The organism is Teichococcus aerophilus (assembly GCF_014490485.1).
In the GTDB taxonomy this organism is placed as follows: Bacteria; Pseudomonadota; Alphaproteobacteria; order Acetobacterales; family Acetobacteraceae; genus Pseudoroseomonas; species Pseudoroseomonas aerophila.
Window position 1 is genome coordinate 60,094 of record NZ_JACTVA010000021.1, and the last position, 13,772, is coordinate 73,865.

14 protein-coding genes are annotated in these 13,772 nt (G+C 70.7%); 9 read left to right on the forward strand and 5 right to left on the reverse strand.

Annotation, left to right across the window (positions count from 1 at the left end; all coding sequences use genetic code 11):
* Positions 1 to 78 precede the first annotated feature (78 nt).
* The gene (locus IBL26_RS13055; RefSeq protein WP_187784930.1) at positions 79 to 741 is read right to left on the reverse strand and encodes a hypothetical protein; all 663 of its coding nucleotides are present in this window, start codon (positions 739 to 741) and stop codon (positions 79 to 81) included.
* Between the two features lie 160 nt (positions 742 to 901).
* Between IBL26_RS13055 and IBL26_RS13060 the strand changes: the two genes are divergently transcribed.
* Positions 902 to 1,204: a hypothetical protein gene (locus IBL26_RS13060; protein ID WP_187784931.1), complete on the forward strand. Its 303-nt coding sequence runs from the start codon at positions 902 to 904 to the stop codon at positions 1,202 to 1,204.
* 7 nt (positions 1,205 to 1,211) lie between these two features.
* On the opposite strand, the gene IBL26_RS13065 is transcribed toward IBL26_RS13060, so the two are convergent.
* Entirely contained in the window at positions 1,212 to 2,225 is a 1,014-nt protein-coding gene (locus tag IBL26_RS13065) for a lysozyme family protein (RefSeq protein ID WP_187784932.1), read from the reverse strand.
* A 122-nt stretch (positions 2,226 to 2,347) separates the two neighbouring features.
* Here IBL26_RS13065 and motA point away from each other — a divergent pair, with 122 nt between their 5' ends.
* From motA to IBL26_RS13095, 6 genes are read left to right on the forward strand one after another with little or no spacing between them, the layout of a single operon-like run.
* On the forward strand, positions 2,348 to 3,241 hold the full coding sequence (gene motA / locus IBL26_RS13070) for a flagellar motor stator protein MotA (RefSeq protein WP_187784933.1): 894 nt from the start codon (positions 2,348 to 2,350) through the stop codon (positions 3,239 to 3,241).
* Positions 3,241 to 5,754 carry a hypothetical protein gene (locus IBL26_RS13075; RefSeq protein WP_187784934.1) on the forward strand — a complete coding sequence of 838 codons (2,514 nt, stop codon included), beginning with the start codon at positions 3,241 to 3,243 and terminating at the stop codon, positions 5,752 to 5,754. Before motA ends, IBL26_RS13075 begins: the two co-directional genes overlap by 1 nt.
* 1 nt (position 5,755) lies before the next feature.
* Positions 5,756 to 6,511: a flagellar hook basal-body protein gene (locus IBL26_RS13080; protein WP_187784935.1), complete on the forward strand. Its 756-nt coding sequence runs from the start codon at positions 5,756 to 5,758 to the stop codon at positions 6,509 to 6,511.
* 40 nt (positions 6,512 to 6,551) lie between these two features.
* Complete coding sequence (gene flgG, locus IBL26_RS13085) at positions 6,552 to 7,334, forward strand: flagellar basal-body rod protein FlgG (RefSeq protein ID WP_187784936.1); 783 nt, start codon at positions 6,552 to 6,554, stop codon at positions 7,332 to 7,334.
* Positions 7,335 to 7,345: 11 nt separating this feature from the next.
* A complete protein-coding gene (gene flgA / locus IBL26_RS13090; protein ID WP_187784937.1) occupies positions 7,346 to 7,798 on the forward strand; it encodes a flagellar basal body P-ring formation chaperone FlgA in 453 nt (150 codons plus the stop codon).
* A 32-nt stretch (positions 7,799 to 7,830) separates the two neighbouring features.
* A complete protein-coding gene (locus IBL26_RS13095; RefSeq protein ID WP_187784938.1) occupies positions 7,831 to 8,577 on the forward strand; it encodes a flagellar basal body L-ring protein FlgH in 747 nt (248 codons plus the stop codon).
* Positions 8,578 to 8,959: 382 nt separating this feature from the next.
* On the opposite strand, the gene IBL26_RS13100 is transcribed toward IBL26_RS13095, so the two are convergent.
* Complete coding sequence (locus IBL26_RS13100) at positions 8,960 to 10,555, reverse strand: ABC transporter substrate-binding protein (RefSeq protein ID WP_187784939.1); 1,596 nt, start codon at positions 10,553 to 10,555, stop codon at positions 8,960 to 8,962.
* A 40-nt stretch (positions 10,556 to 10,595) separates the two neighbouring features.
* The gene (locus IBL26_RS13105) at positions 10,596 to 11,240 is read right to left on the reverse strand and encodes a glutathione S-transferase family protein (protein WP_206684217.1); all 645 of its coding nucleotides are present in this window, start codon (positions 11,238 to 11,240) and stop codon (positions 10,596 to 10,598) included.
* Positions 11,241 to 11,414: 174 nt separating this feature from the next.
* On the opposite strand from IBL26_RS13105, the gene IBL26_RS13110 reads away from it, so the two are divergent.
* The gene (locus IBL26_RS13110) at positions 11,415 to 11,765 is read left to right on the forward strand and encodes a hypothetical protein (RefSeq protein ID WP_187784941.1); all 351 of its coding nucleotides are present in this window, start codon (positions 11,415 to 11,417) and stop codon (positions 11,763 to 11,765) included.
* A 110-nt stretch (positions 11,766 to 11,875) separates the two neighbouring features.
* On the opposite strand, the gene IBL26_RS13115 is transcribed toward IBL26_RS13110, so the two are convergent.
* Positions 11,876 to 12,427 (reverse strand): hypothetical protein, encoded by a 552-nt coding sequence (locus IBL26_RS13115; protein ID WP_187784942.1) that lies wholly within the window; start codon positions 12,425 to 12,427, stop codon positions 11,876 to 11,878.
* A 143-nt stretch (positions 12,428 to 12,570) separates the two neighbouring features.
* Here IBL26_RS13115 and IBL26_RS13120 point away from each other — a divergent pair, with 143 nt between their 5' ends.
* Positions 12,571 to 13,701, forward strand: a complete 1,131-nt coding sequence (locus tag IBL26_RS13120; RefSeq protein WP_187784943.1) for a helix-turn-helix domain-containing protein — start codon at positions 12,571 to 12,573, stop codon at positions 13,699 to 13,701.
* The last annotated feature ends 71 nt before the right edge of the window (positions 13,702 to 13,772 follow it).

Here is a 13,772-nt window from a genome sequence, read left to right on the forward strand (position 1 = left end):
TTCGGGGAGTTCTTTCCCCGACCTTCCTTCCCCTTCCTCACGGTTGGAAAGGCGATTGCCGCTTCGGCAGCGGGTGCGTCAGCGCGGTTCGGCCGGGATGGCGTCGCTGCGGCAGAGCAGGCGCTCAGCGCGCTCGGGTGCCACGGCGAGGTAGCCATGGGCCACCTGTAGCGCGTAGCCGCCTTCGGCCAGGGCGGTCAGGAAATCCCCACCCTGGCGGGAGAAGCCGGTGATGGGGAAGGCCAGGTCGCAGTCCAGCAGGCCGGCTTCGCCGGCGCTGGTGGCCATGCCGGGCAGCAGGCCGCGTGCCAGCAGCAGCATGGCATCCATGGAGGCAGCGGTGGCGATGGGCCGCGGCGTCATGACCAGCCCGGCGGGTTGGATGCAGAGCTGCCAGGGCAGGTCGCTCTGCGGCGTGTGGCGGATGGAGATCTGCCAGCCATCGCGTCGGGCCTGCCATTCGCCGAGACCGGCGAGTTGGAAGGAGAGGAGCTGGTCGTTCATGGCGGCGGGTGGCACCGGCAGGGTGATGGCCAGGCGCAGGTTCCGCAGCCGGGAGGCGAGGCGGCGATCCCGCCGGTGATGCCACCAGCCGGCGACACCGGCCACCGCCAGCGGTATCAGGCCGAGGGCGGTGGGGGTTTGCCCGGGCAGCCCGGCCAGGATGGCGCCGGCGCCGGCGGTGCCGAGCAGGGCGGCGGAGGTCAGGATGCTGGGGCCGTATTGGCGCCGTTGCGGCATGGGAGTGCTCCGCGAGAGGGTTTTTCCGGAACTCACTCTCGGCGCAAATTGCAAATTTTTCGCAAAGGAATGGAGGTCTGGAAAATTATGCGAAAAATGGTTTGACGAGAGATGTGCGAATTGCGACGAAGAGTCGTACCCCCATGCTAGCGAGGCCACCATGACCCCCACCCTGCCCGCCCCCGACCTGACCCTGTGGGGCGAAGCCGTGATGGCCAAGGCGGCCTCGCTCGGCCGCCGTGATGGCCTGGCGGGCCAGCCGCGCGACTTCACCCTGGAAGATATCGGTGGCGAGGTGGGGATCGTCGAGACCATGCGGCAGGACCGCATCGGCGGTACGCTGCCGCTGCCGCAGTCCCGCCTGCTGCTGGCGGCGGTGAAGCAGTGCTACGTGGCCGGTTACCACCACGGCGGCGACGTGCGGCGGGAGAAGCAGCGCCGTTTCCCCGCTTCTCCCGCTTGATCCGACGTCAGATCGTGCCGCCGGCATAGGCGCGCCGGGCCTCGCTCACGCTGGCCGGCACGCCTTCCTGCCGCATGGCGCCGAGCAGGGCGGCGGGCAGTTCGGTCCGCTCGCCCGCCGCGCCGATTTCCTGCGCCGCCTGCCCCCGTCCCATGCGGTTGAACACCTCTACGAGTGCGGAGGTCATCATGCGCTCCGGCGCCTGGGCGACCCGGCTCGGCGAGCCGCTGCCCCACCAGAACGGCTCCGCGCTGGCGATGGCGGTGCCGGGCGCGGCGTTGGTGGCGACGGCATCGAAATCCACCGGGCCGACCGGTGCCGCCAGGCCGAGCTGCGCATAGACCCGGCCGACCTTGCCACGGATATTGTCCAGAAACTGGCTGGCGGAAAGCGGCGCGCCGTCGCTGCCGCGGAACAGGTTGGCATTGGCGCGCGCGGCTTCCGGCAACAGGTCAGAGGCCGCCCGATTCGGCGCATCGGCTACCGCGCGCAGCAGCTTGCCGGCGCCGTTGGTGCCGAGGAAATGGCCGAGATACAACTCGCCGACATCCGGCCGCCGGCCCAGCGCCGGTGCCAGTGCATCCGACACATCCTTGAGATGCTCGGCGCCCAGGCGGGCGGAGATTTCCGGGTTGTCGCGCAGGGCGAGGATGCGGCTGCGCTCCGCCGCATCGGCGACCGTCAGGCGGCCGCTGGGGCTGCGGGTGATGAGGCTGGCTTCGTTGGCCAGGCCGTGGTCCGCGCCGTGCTGGCGCACCGTATCCAGCCAGGTCTGGTCGATGAACTGGAACAGGCCGCGCGCGGAGGAGGTCGGCGCCTGGGCATTGGCCTGGAAGCCGCTTTCGATGGCCGCCTTGGCGGCGAGCACGCCGAAGCCGACGCCCGTGCTCTCCGCCGCGCTGCGCAGCGCGCGCGTGACGTTGCTGGAGACATTGTAGCGGCCGAGGGTTTCCGTCTGCGCCGCGCCATCCTGGGCGGCGCGGGGGCGAAGCAGGTCCGGCAAGGCGACCGGGTTGGGCATGGTGGGGGTCTCCGCGGTTATGCGAAAAATCGTGTAGCACGACGCGATGCGAAATGATATGAGCGAACGCATCGGCCCCCTCCGGTCCGAGCAGCATCGCCACAGTCAGGGCCCCTTCATCGATGATCCAGATCGCCGGCATAATCGGAGTCTTCGTCGCCATCTTCGGCGGCTACCTCATCGCGGGCGGCCATCTGGCCGTGATCATCCACGCCGTCGGGCCGGAGATGATCATCATCGGCGGGTCGGGCGTCATGACCATGCTGATCTCCAGCGACGGCGCCGGCATGATGAAGGTGGGCAAGTCGCTCGGCCAGGTCTTCAAAGGCTCGCGCTGGAAGAAGGCCGATTACAGCGACATGCTGAGCCTGCTCTATCTGCTGCTGCGCACGCATCAGAAGGAAGGCGCGGCGAAGCTGGAGAAGCATATCGAGAAGCCGGACAGCTCGCCGATCTTCTCCCGCTATCCGCGCATCGCGCGGGACGCGGCGGTCAGTGGCCTGATCTGCGACACGATGCGCACCATCACGCTGAACAACAAGGACCCGCACCTGGTCGGCGAGATGATGGAGGCCACGATCGAGAAGCGCGCGGCCGAGGACATCAAGCCGGCCAAGGCATTGCAGACGGTGGCGGATGCGTTTCCGGCGCTCGGCATCGTCGCCGCGGTGCTTGGCATCATCAAGGCGCTGGGGGCGATTTCGGAAAGTCCTGAGGTATTGGGCCGTATGATCGGTTCGGCGCTGGTCGGGACCTTCCTGGGCGTGTTCCTCTCCTACGGCCTGGTAGGGCCGATGGCGGCGCGGTTGAAGAGCATCTTCGAGGAAGAGCGCCGCATGTTGGATGTCGCCCGTGCCGTCATCACCAGCTACCTGCAGAACCTGTCGCCGCAGATCTGCGTCGAGGTGGGGCGGCAGTCGGTGCCGACGAAGTTGCAGCCCAGCTTCGACCAGATGGAGGAGCAACTGCGAGAGGCCGGCCGGATGAAGTCCGATGCCGAGGGTGGCGGGGAGTGATGCCGATGCGCCGCAGCCTGCTGCTGGCCAGCGTGGCCCTGTGGCCTTTGCTGGCATACCCAGCCGCCGCCCAGGCGACGGCGCCCGAGGGCACGGCGGTTCGCGTCCGCACCGGCCAGCATGCCGACAAGGGACGGGTGGTTCTGCATCTGGGTTCGCTGCCGGCCTACACGATGCGAAAAATATCCAATGGCTACGAGCTGCGCCTTCGCGGGCAGTTCCCGCTGGACCTTTCGACGACGCGTCGGCTGAGCGAGCTGGCCGGGATCGAGAGCCGGCAGGAGAACGGCGAGACCGTGGTGGTGCTGCGGACCGAGGGCGAGCAGAACGCGGAAGCGGGCGCCTTCGACGGCATGTTGTATGTGGATCTGCGCCCGGCGCAGCCGCCGCGCACGCCGGCGACGCTGGAGGCGGCGCAGCGCCGCCTGTTGGATGACGCGGTGCGCCTGGGATTGATGAAGCCCGAGCAGGCATCCGCGATGTTGCAGGCGGCCCGGCCCGGCCAGCCGGCGGCACGGGCGGCTGCCGCGGCACCTGCCGTGGCGAGCGTGCCCGCACTGGTGGCGCCTGCCACGGATGCGCAGGCTATGGCAGCCCAGCCGGTCTCACGTGTGCCGGTTTCCCCCGGCTCCCAGCCTCTCGCTCCCGCCACTGCGGCGCCTGTGGCGGCGCAGTTGGCGCGGATGCCGTCGCGGGACGACCTGGCGTCGTTGCGGGATGCGGTGGTCGCCAAGCTGGCGGTGCTGAATGGCGCGCAGTCCGCGCCCTCCCCCACCCTGCCGGCGGCGACGGTTCCGCCGGTGGCAGCGCCGGAGCCCGCCGCCGCGCCCGCCCCTGCTCCGGCCCTGGCCGAAATTGCGCCTACCCCGGCCATGCCGGCCTGCCGCGCGCCGTTCTCCATGCAAGGTTGGAAGGGCGAGGCGCCGTTCGTTGAGCGGTTGCCGGTGTTGCGCGCCGCCCTGGCCTTGTCCGACCAGGGCGCGGCGGAGCTGGCCGACCTCGCCGAGTTCTATGCCGGGCACGAACTGGCGCGGGAGACGCTGGAGATCCTGAGCGCACCGCAGGCGGAAGCGCCGGCGGGGGCGTTGCGGGAACGGCTGGACCGGGTGCGGGATGTGGCGCGGCTGCTGCTGGGCCGGCCGCTCTCGCCGAGCTCGCCCCTGCTGGCGGCGGCGGCCGATTGCGCGCGGGAGGATCTGCCCCTGTGGCAGGCCCTGGCCGCCGCCGTTTCCGGCGATGGCGCGACGCTGGCGCGGCTTGCCCCGCGTGCACGGGCGGCGCTGCGGGACGTGCCGCAGGATCTGCGCCTGGCCCTGACGCAGCGCCTGGCCGATGCGGTGGAGAACGACCCTGCCACCCTGCGCATCCTGTTGGGTGCCGTCCGCCCCGCCACGGGGCTGACGCCGGAGCAATCCGCCGCGCGCAGTTGGCAATACGCCCGTCTGGCGCGGCAGGAAGGCCATCGCGGCGACGAGACGCAGTATCTGGAGCAGGCGGCGAATGGCGCCGGCCGCAGCCTGCCGGAGATGTTCGCGCGGGCCCGGCTGGCTGCGATGAACCTCGGGCGGCCGGGGGCTGAGGGCCGCCGGGCCGAGACGCAGATCAACGACGTCCTGCGCACCTACCGGCACGATGCGCTGGGCGAGGAAGCCGCCATCGCTTACGCCAACCGGCTGCTGGAGCAAGGCGCGTTGGGCGCGGCGCTGGGCGTTGCCGATGGCGCCAGCCAGGCTTCGGCCCGCCCGGGCGTCGAGAGCCGTGGCGCGCGCCTGGCAGCCACCGCGCTGCGCCGGCTGCTGGCGGAGGGCACGCCGGAAGGCCGCCCGCTGCCGGAGCCCGCCGAGCGTCTGGCCCTGTTCTGGCAGTATGAGGGCTACGCCACCCCGGGCGAGCGTGGCGATGACATTCGCCTGGCGGCCATGCGGCTGCTGCTGCGCCAGGGTCTGGCAGAGGCGGCGCGGGACCTGGGGCAACAGATCAGCCCCGCCACGACGCGGACGCCCGAGGCCGCCCTGGTGCTGGCCCGGGCCGAAGCTGGCGCCGCGCAGGGCGACCCGCGCCGGGCCCTGGCGCTGCTGGCCGCCGTGCCGGCCGATGAGGCAGCGCGGCGTGCCGCGGCAGAAGCGCTGGCGCGGCTGGACCGCCCCGAGGAAGCGGCGGCGCAACTGGACGGTATGCGCGACACCGCCGATCTGCGCCGCAGGGCCGAGCTACTGTTCCAGGCGCAATCCTGGCGTGCCGCTGGCACGGCCTATGGCGAAGTGCTGCGCGACCCCGGGCTGCCGGCCGATGCGCGCACCGATGCGACGGCGCGGCTGGCGAATGCCGCCGCCCTGGCGCAGCAAAGGGCCGGTGTGCCGGCCGAGCTGCTGGCAACGGGAACCGCCAGCGCTGCCCTGCTGCGGCTGACGGAGACCGCGCCGCCGCCCGCCAGCGGCGTCGCCGGGGTGCGCGGTGCGATCGAGCGCAGCCGGCAGATCGAGGCATTGCTGCCGCCGGTGGGGGGCACCTGAGATGGAAGGCCCCAGCCTTGTCGGCCTGTCCGGTCAGATGGCATTGCGCCAGCAGTTGGACGTGGTGGCCAACAACATCGCCAACGCCAACACCACCGCCTATCGCGGCGACCGGACCCTGTTCCAGTCGCATGTGAACCGGCTGGCCGTGCCGGGGCGAGAGGTGGCCTTTGTGCAGGACCGGGCGACCTACGTGGATATCCGCCCCGGCGCCATCGCCCCTACCGGGAACCCGCTGGATATCGGCCTGGATGGCGATGCCTTCCTGGCGGTGGAACGGCCTGGCAATGGTGGCCGCGGCTATACGCGGGATGGGCGGCTACGCGTCGCGCCCGACAACACCCTGATCGATACGGCCGGGCGGGCGGTGCTGGATGAGGGCGGCGGCAAGTTGTTGATGCCGGAGCGCTTCTCCAGCGTCGAGATCCGGGCGGACGGCACCATCCTGGCCACTACGGAAGGTAGGGCCGAGCAGGTCGGCCGGCTCGGCCTGTTCCGGGTGGGCGATGCGCGCGGCATCCGCAAGGCCGGCGACGGGCTGCTGGAGATCCCGCAGGCCGATTTGCGCCCGGTGGAGCCCGGCGCGCGCGATGTCCGTGTGGTGCAGGGGGCGCTGGAAGGCTCCAGCGTCCAGCCGATCGCGGAGATTGCCAATCTGACGGCCCTGCAGCGCGCCTATGACAGCGTGCAGCGCATCGTCTCCGACGATGACAGCAGGATTCGCAAGATGATCGAGGCGCTGGGGCGCCCGAACTGACAAGCAGGCCAGAACTGAACAGCAGGAAGGAGAAACCACCATGCGCGCCATGAGTATCGCCGCTACCGGCATGCAGGCCCAGCAGACCAATGTCGAAGTCATTGCCAATAACATTGCCAACGTCTCGACCACCGCCTTCTCCCGTCGCAAGGCGGAGTTCCAGGACCTGATCTACCAGTCCTCCGAGCGGGTCGGCTCCTCCTCCTCCGAGGCGGGGACGGTGTTGCCGGTGGGGACGCAGATCGGGCTTGGCACGCGCAATTCCGCCGTCAACCGCATCACCGTGCAGGGCACGCTGACCGAGACCGGCAACCGCTACGACATCGCGCTGGAAGGGCGCGGCTATTTCGGCATCACCCTGCCGGATGGCACCGTGTCCTACACACGCGACGGTTCCTTCAAGCTGTCGCCGGAAGGGCAGATCGTCACCACGGAAGGCTATCCGCTGGAACCCGCGATCAACGTGCCGACGGATGCCAAGGACGTCACCATCAACCAGGCGGGCGAGGTGATCGTCACTGAGGCGAACGGGCGGCAGCAGAATGCCGGTCGCATCGCGCTGTACCTGTTCGCCAACGAGGCGGGGCTGGAGGCGACTGGCGGCAACAAGTTCCTGGAGACCGAGGCCAGCGGCCAGCCCAATCGTGGCCTGCCTTCCGACGAAGGCTACGGCAAGGTGCGGCAGAGCTACCTCGAGGCCTCCAACGTCAATGTGGTGCAGGAGATCACGCAGCTGATCCAGGCGCAGCGCGCCTACGAGATGAACTCCAAGGTGATCGAGGCGAGCGATCAGATGATGCAAACCGCCAATAACGTGCGGTGAGGGAGGCCGAGATGATGCGCACCCTCCCCATCGGCGCCGCGTTGCTGGTGGCCTCCCTCTGCCACGTGCCGCCCGCCGCCGCGCGGGAAGTCTGGCACGCGGCGCGCGACCTGCAGCCGGGCGACCTGCTGCGGGCGCAGGATATCGACCCGGCGGAACCGCGGCGGGACAATCCCGGGTTGATCGACGCGGTGCAGGACATCGTCGGGCAGGAGGTGAAGCGGCGCATCCGCTCCGGCGCCGCCATCCCGGCACGCGATATCGGCGAGCGGGCGCTGGTGCGCGCCACGCAGCCGGTTCGGGTGTTCTGGAAGGAAGCCGGCATGACGCTGGAGATGCAGGGCAAGGCGCTGGAGAGCGGCGCGATGGGCAGCGAGATCCGGGTGCAGAATGCCGGTAGTGGCCGCACCGTCCGCGCCCGCGTCATCGCCGAGGGCACGGCAGAGATCCAGGGCAGCCCGTGAACCCCGCCATATCACGGAAGGAGGCCGCGCGGATGACGCTGCTGCCGAAGCTGGCCGTGGCCAGCCTGCTGCTGGGGCTCGCGGGATGCGACACCCTGGGCCATATCCAGCGCCCGCCGCCGATCTCGGCGCCAGGCTCGCTGAACGGCATTCCCTCGGGCACCGAGGCGGACAGCCCGCTGGCTGTCGCCGCGCGGCCCCGGTTGGAGGGTACGGGTCCGGCCGCCGTCGGCTCGCTCTGGCGGCCAGGCAGCCGCACCTTCTTTCGCGACCAGCGGGCGCGTGGCGTGGGGGATCTGCTGACGGTCGAGATCGAGATCGACGACAGCGCGCAGTTCGACAACAAGTCCGAGCTGGACCGCGATACCACGCAGAGCCTGCGGGTGCCGGCGCTGTTCGGCTTGCAGGGCTATCTGTCGCGCGCCTTTGGCGGTGCGGTGGACCCGGCGCTGAGCGTCGGCGGCGGCAGCACCACCAATGGCGAGGGCCGGGTGCGCCGGAATGAGAAGATCCGGCTGCAGGTGGCGGCGACCGTGGTGCGCGTGCTGCCCAGCGGCAACCTGGAGATCGCCGGTTCGCAGGAGATCCGGGTGAATGACGAGCTGCGGGAATTGCAGCTGCGCGGCCTGGTGCGGCCGGAGGATATCCGACCGAACAACCGCATTGCGTCCGAGAAGATCGCCGAGGCCCGCATCTCCTATGGCGGGCGCGGGACGTCCACCGACATGTTGCGGCCACGCTGGGGGCAGCAGGTGATGGACCGGGTGATGCCCTACTAACGCCTATCGGCATTTAACCTGGGCGGCAGAAAGGTCAGGGGAAGGAATTCCCCTGAAGCCCCATCTTTTGTCTGTCAGTGGGCGGGAGGGCTTCGGGGCGGGCGGGCGCAGCTAGGAACAAGATCGTGGATTACCCAGGCAGGCCATCAGCCTCCGGCGTAACCTTGGCTCATAAGGCCTGACGACGCCGCAGCCATGCCCGAAAGACTCGCAAACGAAAGAAGGGGCCCGGGGAATTCTTTCCCCGGCTCTCCTGCCCAAGACTAAAGATCGGCCTGCCCTCACTAATGGGGCGGTCGGAGCGCAGGCGGGGCGGCGTGGCCGGCAGCGGCATAAGCGGAAGTCGAAGGCCGGGGATGGTATGCCCCGGCTCCGTTCCGGTTCAGCGGGCGGTTTTCTGGATGTTCCACAGGATGATGATGCCGGGCATGCCCAGCACGCCGGAGAGCCGGGGGCTGAGCGCCGCGGGCAGGAACCACTGGCCAAAGGGCACGTAGGGCACGACGCGATAGGCGCTGACTTGCAGGGCCTCCAGCGTGCGGCTGCGGTCTTCCGGCGTCGTGGCATAGGGGAAGGCGTCGATCAGCGCCTGGTGCTCGGCGTCGCAGGGCCAGCCTGGCCAGGCGCGGTCGCAACTGGCCTGCATCGGTACGTTGCCGACTGGGTCGGACGCGCCGAGGCCGTTCCAGAAGGTCAGGCCGATATCCCACCCGCCTTCGGCGGCCGGCTTGCGGATGGCGCGGCGGGTCGCCATCGTCGCGAAGTCGGTGACCTGCACATCGACCGTCATGCCCGCTTGTTGCAGGCGCTGGGCGAGGACGAGGGTGGCGGCGTGGATGAAGGGGTTGTCGGTTGGGTCCATCAGCACGATCGGGCGGCCGTCATAGCCACTCTCGCGGATCAGGGCGCGGGCGCGCTCCATGTCATGGCCGATGCCACGCGGCACGCCGGCATCGGTTTCCTGCAGGGAGCCGCAGACGAAGAAGGCATGGCACTCCTGGTACAGTTCCGGTTCCGGGAACATGCCTTGCAGCATCTCCTCCTGGTCCACCATGTAGAGCAGGGCTTGGCGGGCGCGGGCGTCGTTGAAGGGCGGATGCAGGTGGTTCATCCGCAGCATGCCCTGGAAGCCCAGCGCGTTGATGCGCAGCACCTGCGCGCCGCGCTGCCGCAGCAGGGGCAGGAAGTCGACGCCCGGTGTCTCGACGAAATCGACCTCGCCCTGCACCAGGGCCAGGGCGGCGGTCTGGGCGTTGGCGATGTTCAGCCATTCCACCCGGTCCACCTTCACCACCTTGCCGCCGGCGGTGCCGGAGGCCGGCTCCGCCCGCGGCTGGTAGGCGGCGTTGCGGCGGTACACGACCGAGCTGCCCGGCACCCAGGCCGCGCGGTCGAAGATGAAGGGGCCGCTGCCGGTGGTGTCCTGGATGGCGGTGAAGGGGTCGGTGGCGGCCACCCGGGCCGGCATGATCGCCGGCATGTTGCCGCTGGGCTTGGAGAGTGCGTCCAGCATCAGCGCATAGGGCCGCCGCAGCACCCAGGTGACGGAGCGGCCGTCATCGTCGGCCGACAGGCTCTCGGTGACCGCCAGGATCTGCCGCCCATGCGGGTCCCGCGCACCCCAGCGGCGGAGCGAGGCGACGACATCCGCGCCGGTCACTTTCGCGCCGTCGTGGAAGGCCAGCCCGTCGCGCAGCGTGAAGCGCCAGGTCAGCGCATCGGGCGAGAGCGACCATCGCTCCACCATCTGCGGCTGCGGGCGCTGCCGCGCGTCCCGGCCGAAGAGCTGATCGTAGATCATGTGGGCGTGGCTCTGCACCACGCCGGCCGTCGTGTTGATCGGGTCCAGCGTCTGCAGGTCGGCGTTCGGCACCACCCGCAGCACGCGTTCCGGCGGCAGTGGCTGCGCGGTGGCCAGCCCGGCCAGCAGAAGAGCGGGCAAGGCCAGGGCGGCACTCAGGTATCGCCTTCGCGACATGGGATTCTCCAGTTGTGGACGGCGTGAAGGCGGAGGAAGGCTATTCGAGCCGCGCGCCGGCGGGCACCGCGATGCCGCGCTGGACGGCCGGGCGCTCGCCCACCAACCGGCTCCAGCGTGCCAGATTGGGGTAGTCGTCCAGCGACAGATCGGCCCAGCCGTGGCGCATGATCCAGGGCCAGGCGGCGATGTCGACGATGCTGTAGGCCTCGCCCGCCAGGAAGGGCAGCCCGGCCAGGCGCGCTTCCAGCAGGGCGTAGACGCGGCGCACCAGCGCGATGCTGTGCTCCCGCGCCGGGGCGGAGGGTTCGGGCGCCAGTTCCGTCCAGTGATGCGCCTGCCCGGTATAGGGACCGAGCGCGGTGAGGACGACCATCAGCCAGGACAGCGTCTCCGCCCGGGCGGGACCGGCGGGTGGCAGGAAGCGGCCATGGGTTTCCGCCAGGTGCTGCAGGATCGCGCCGCTCTCGAACAGGACGACCGGCTGCTGGCCGTCCTGGTGTTCCACCAGGATCGGGATCTTGCCGTAAGGATTCAGGCGCAGGATGGCCGGCGCGAACTGCTCCTTCCGGCGGATGTTCACGCCGGTGGCCGTATAGGGCAGGCCCAGCTCCTCCAGCAGGATCGAGACGCGGTGCGAGTTGGGCGTGGCCCAGCCGTAGAAGTCCCGGTGCGTGGCCGTCAAGGCAAACTCCGATGCCGGATAAGCGATTAGGCTTATAGTACAACTGGGCATCGTCAATACGGAATCGGTGCGAAGGGGTGGGCGGCAGGCCGCGCCGGTACCGTACGCCCCAAGCGTACCCTGTTCCGGTTCCGTTCGCGGTGCTAGGGAGAGCATCTTCTCGGAGCGTTCCCTATGAGCCGCAAACCCAAGGCAAAGCCGCCGCTTGCCCCGCCCGCCGCCCCTGCGCCGCCAGGGCGCGACGCGGTGCTGCAGCGCCTGGCCGAGCAGATCAACCGGGGCTTCGGGGCGGAGCGCATGCGGCGCGAGGCAGCGGCGGTGATCGATGACCTGAAGGCCGCCCTGCCGCCGGACGCGGTGGCGGAGCGCCTGGAAGAGATCAGCGAGCAACTGGCCGCGGGCGTCGAGGCGGCGGAGGAGCAGGGCGGCGATATCGACCAGGGCAGCAAGTCGGCTGTCGCCGCCTACGAGACTATGCTGGCGGCGCTGCGGGCGACCCATTCGGCGTTCAGCCGCCGGGATTAGGGCATGACGCGTGCGCGTTCATTCACGCACCACGCCTTTGGCGATCACGCGCTTCAGGTTTCCGGCGCTCAACCTGGAGCCATCACGCCTTGGCGGCCAAGCCGCCCGCGTCAGGCGAAGCGTGCGGCGGCCTCGGCCAGGGCGGCGTCCAGCCGGGTGGCGGTCTCCGCGTCCAGGCCACCGGCCAGCACCACAGCGGGGCCACCATCCTGGCGGGATTGCAGCAGGCGGGCTTCGCCGGCGCGGTGGCGGGCGGCGATGCCGGCGGCCAGGCCGTGGATGCCCGGCGCCTGGGTGTGCGCCGGTATCTCCGGCAACACCACCTGCCGGGCGCCTAGTGCAGGCCAGGGGATGAGGTTGCCCGCCGCGTGCAGGCCGTTGGCGTCCAGCCGGAGCTGGCTGGGGCGGCGGTGGGCGCGGGCCCGCCGCAATGCCAGCGCCGCGACGGCCACCACCGCCAATGCCAGCAGCGCGGCGGCCAGGGAGAGCGCGTCATGTCGCGCCGGGTTCAGCACCACGCCGAGGGCCGGCAGGCCGAACAACCCGCCCAGCAGCACCGCCGCCGCCATGAAGGCCAGGTTGGGCCGGGTGGGGGTGATGTCGATCACCGTGGCGTCGCCGTCCTGGCGCAGGGTGAGGTGGCTGGACTGGCTGCGGCGCATGAAACATCCGGTGGGAAAATGGCCCGTGGCGGGGCTGGCCGAGGGTAGAACGGATCGGATCGGGCGGCGAGACGGGTTTTTGCTTGCAGACTGGCCGGCAAGCCATTGCCATGCATGACGAATTCCCGGAACCTCCCGCGATCATGACCGGTGATCCGCCGTACGAGCCCTGGCCGGCTCCGCTTTGGGACGATGAGGAGGAGGCGGCTCCGCGCGCCCCCTGGGCCCTGCGTGGCGGGGCCGCCGCCGCCCCGGTGCTGCCGGCGCAGGATCTGCTGCTGCCTTTGGCCGTGGCGGAGGACAGCCTCTCCCGCCTCGATGCCCTGGCCGGCGCGGCATCTCCGGCGGTGCAGGCCGGGCTGGCCGCCCGCATGGCGCTGGCCGAGGCCGCCGGATGGCTGGCGGTAGAAGAAATCTGGGTCCATCCGCGTGACCTGGCTCTGCGCGATGCCCGCCTCACCGGCTCCACCGCCGCGGCGCTGGCGGGGGAGCGGCTGGCCTCCGTGCTGCCCTCCACGCTGCGGGAGGCCGAGGCCGCCCCGGTCGAGGCGCCGGCCGATGCGGCGATCGAGCGTGCGCTGGCGCTGGCCCGCGCCCTGCGCCGCCTGGCCACCCTGCAGACCGTGGACCCGCTGGATTCCGCTGAGAGCTTCGTCGCCGCGCTCGGCCCGCTGGGGCCGGCGCGCTGGCCGGTGGCCGCCGTGGCGCCGGTGCCGGACTTCGCTGCGTGGCGCAGCACGTTCCTGAAAACGGGTGAGGCCGAGCCCACCCTGCTGGCCGCCGCGCACGCCGCCACGCGCTGGATGCGTGAGGCGGGTGAGGCCGAGCCGGTGCGCCCCGCCGCCGTGCAGGCGCTGCTGGTCGCGGCCATTCTGGCGAAGCGGCGTGGCCGGCTGCGCCACGTGCCCCTGCCCTTCTGGTGCGCTTTCACCGGCCGCATGGGCGTGCGCCGCCCTGCCCTTCAGGCGGCCCAATGGCCGGTGGCCTTCCTGGCCGATGTGGCGGAAAGCGCCCGGCGCGGCCTGTCGGAACTGGACCGGCTGAATGCCGCCGCCGCCCGCGCCCAGGCACTGGCGGCGAAGGAACGCAGCCACGGCCAGGCCGGCAAGGCGGCGGATATCGCCCTGCGCCAGCCGGTGCTGACAGCTGCCGGCCTGGCCACCGAACTGGGCGCCACACCGCAAGGCGCCCTGCTGATCATCAAGCGGCTGATGGCAGCCGGCATCCTGCGCGAAGCCACCGGGCGCTCCAGCTTCCGTGCCTTCGTGGTGTGAAGGCAGGGCTTCTGTGGCGCGCATTCCCTGATGTTTGGGAGGTAAGGCCGGGGAAGGAATTCCCCGGAGCC

Bases quoted from the DNA above. Each gene is read 5' to 3' on its own strand.
- flgA (WP_187784937.1), top strand. From the start codon at position 7,346: ATGATGCGCACCCTCCCCATCGGCGCCGCGTTGCTGGTGGCCTCCCTC.
- IBL26_RS13060 (WP_187784931.1), top strand. From the start codon at position 902: ATGACCCCCACCCTGCCCGCCCCCGACCTGACCCTGTGGGGCGAAGCC.
- IBL26_RS13120 (WP_187784943.1), top strand. From the start codon at position 12,571: ATGACCGGTGATCCGCCGTACGAGCCCTGGCCGGCTCCGCTTTGGGAC.
- IBL26_RS13110 (WP_187784941.1), top strand. From the start codon at position 11,415: ATGAGCCGCAAACCCAAGGCAAAGCCGCCGCTTGCCCCGCCCGCCGCC.
- flgG (WP_187784936.1), top strand. From the start codon at position 6,552: ATGCGCGCCATGAGTATCGCCGCTACCGGCATGCAGGCCCAGCAGACC.
- IBL26_RS13055 (WP_187784930.1), bottom strand. From the start codon at position 741: ATGCCGCAACGGCGCCAATACGGCCCCAGCATCCTGACCTCCGCCGCC.
- IBL26_RS13080 (WP_187784935.1), top strand. From the start codon at position 5,756: ATGGAAGGCCCCAGCCTTGTCGGCCTGTCCGGTCAGATGGCATTGCGC.
- IBL26_RS13095 (WP_187784938.1), top strand. From the start codon at position 7,831: ATGACGCTGCTGCCGAAGCTGGCCGTGGCCAGCCTGCTGCTGGGGCTC.
- IBL26_RS13075 (WP_187784934.1), top strand. From the start codon at position 3,241: ATGCCGATGCGCCGCAGCCTGCTGCTGGCCAGCGTGGCCCTGTGGCCT.
- IBL26_RS13115 (WP_187784942.1), bottom strand. From the start codon at position 12,427: ATGCGCCGCAGCCAGTCCAGCCACCTCACCCTGCGCCAGGACGGCGAC.
- motA (WP_187784933.1), top strand. From the start codon at position 2,348: ATGATCCAGATCGCCGGCATAATCGGAGTCTTCGTCGCCATCTTCGGC.
- IBL26_RS13065 (WP_187784932.1), bottom strand. From the start codon at position 2,225: ATGCCCAACCCGGTCGCCTTGCCGGACCTGCTTCGCCCCCGCGCCGCC.
- IBL26_RS13100 (WP_187784939.1), bottom strand. From the start codon at position 10,555: ATGTCGCGAAGGCGATACCTGAGTGCCGCCCTGGCCTTGCCCGCTCTT.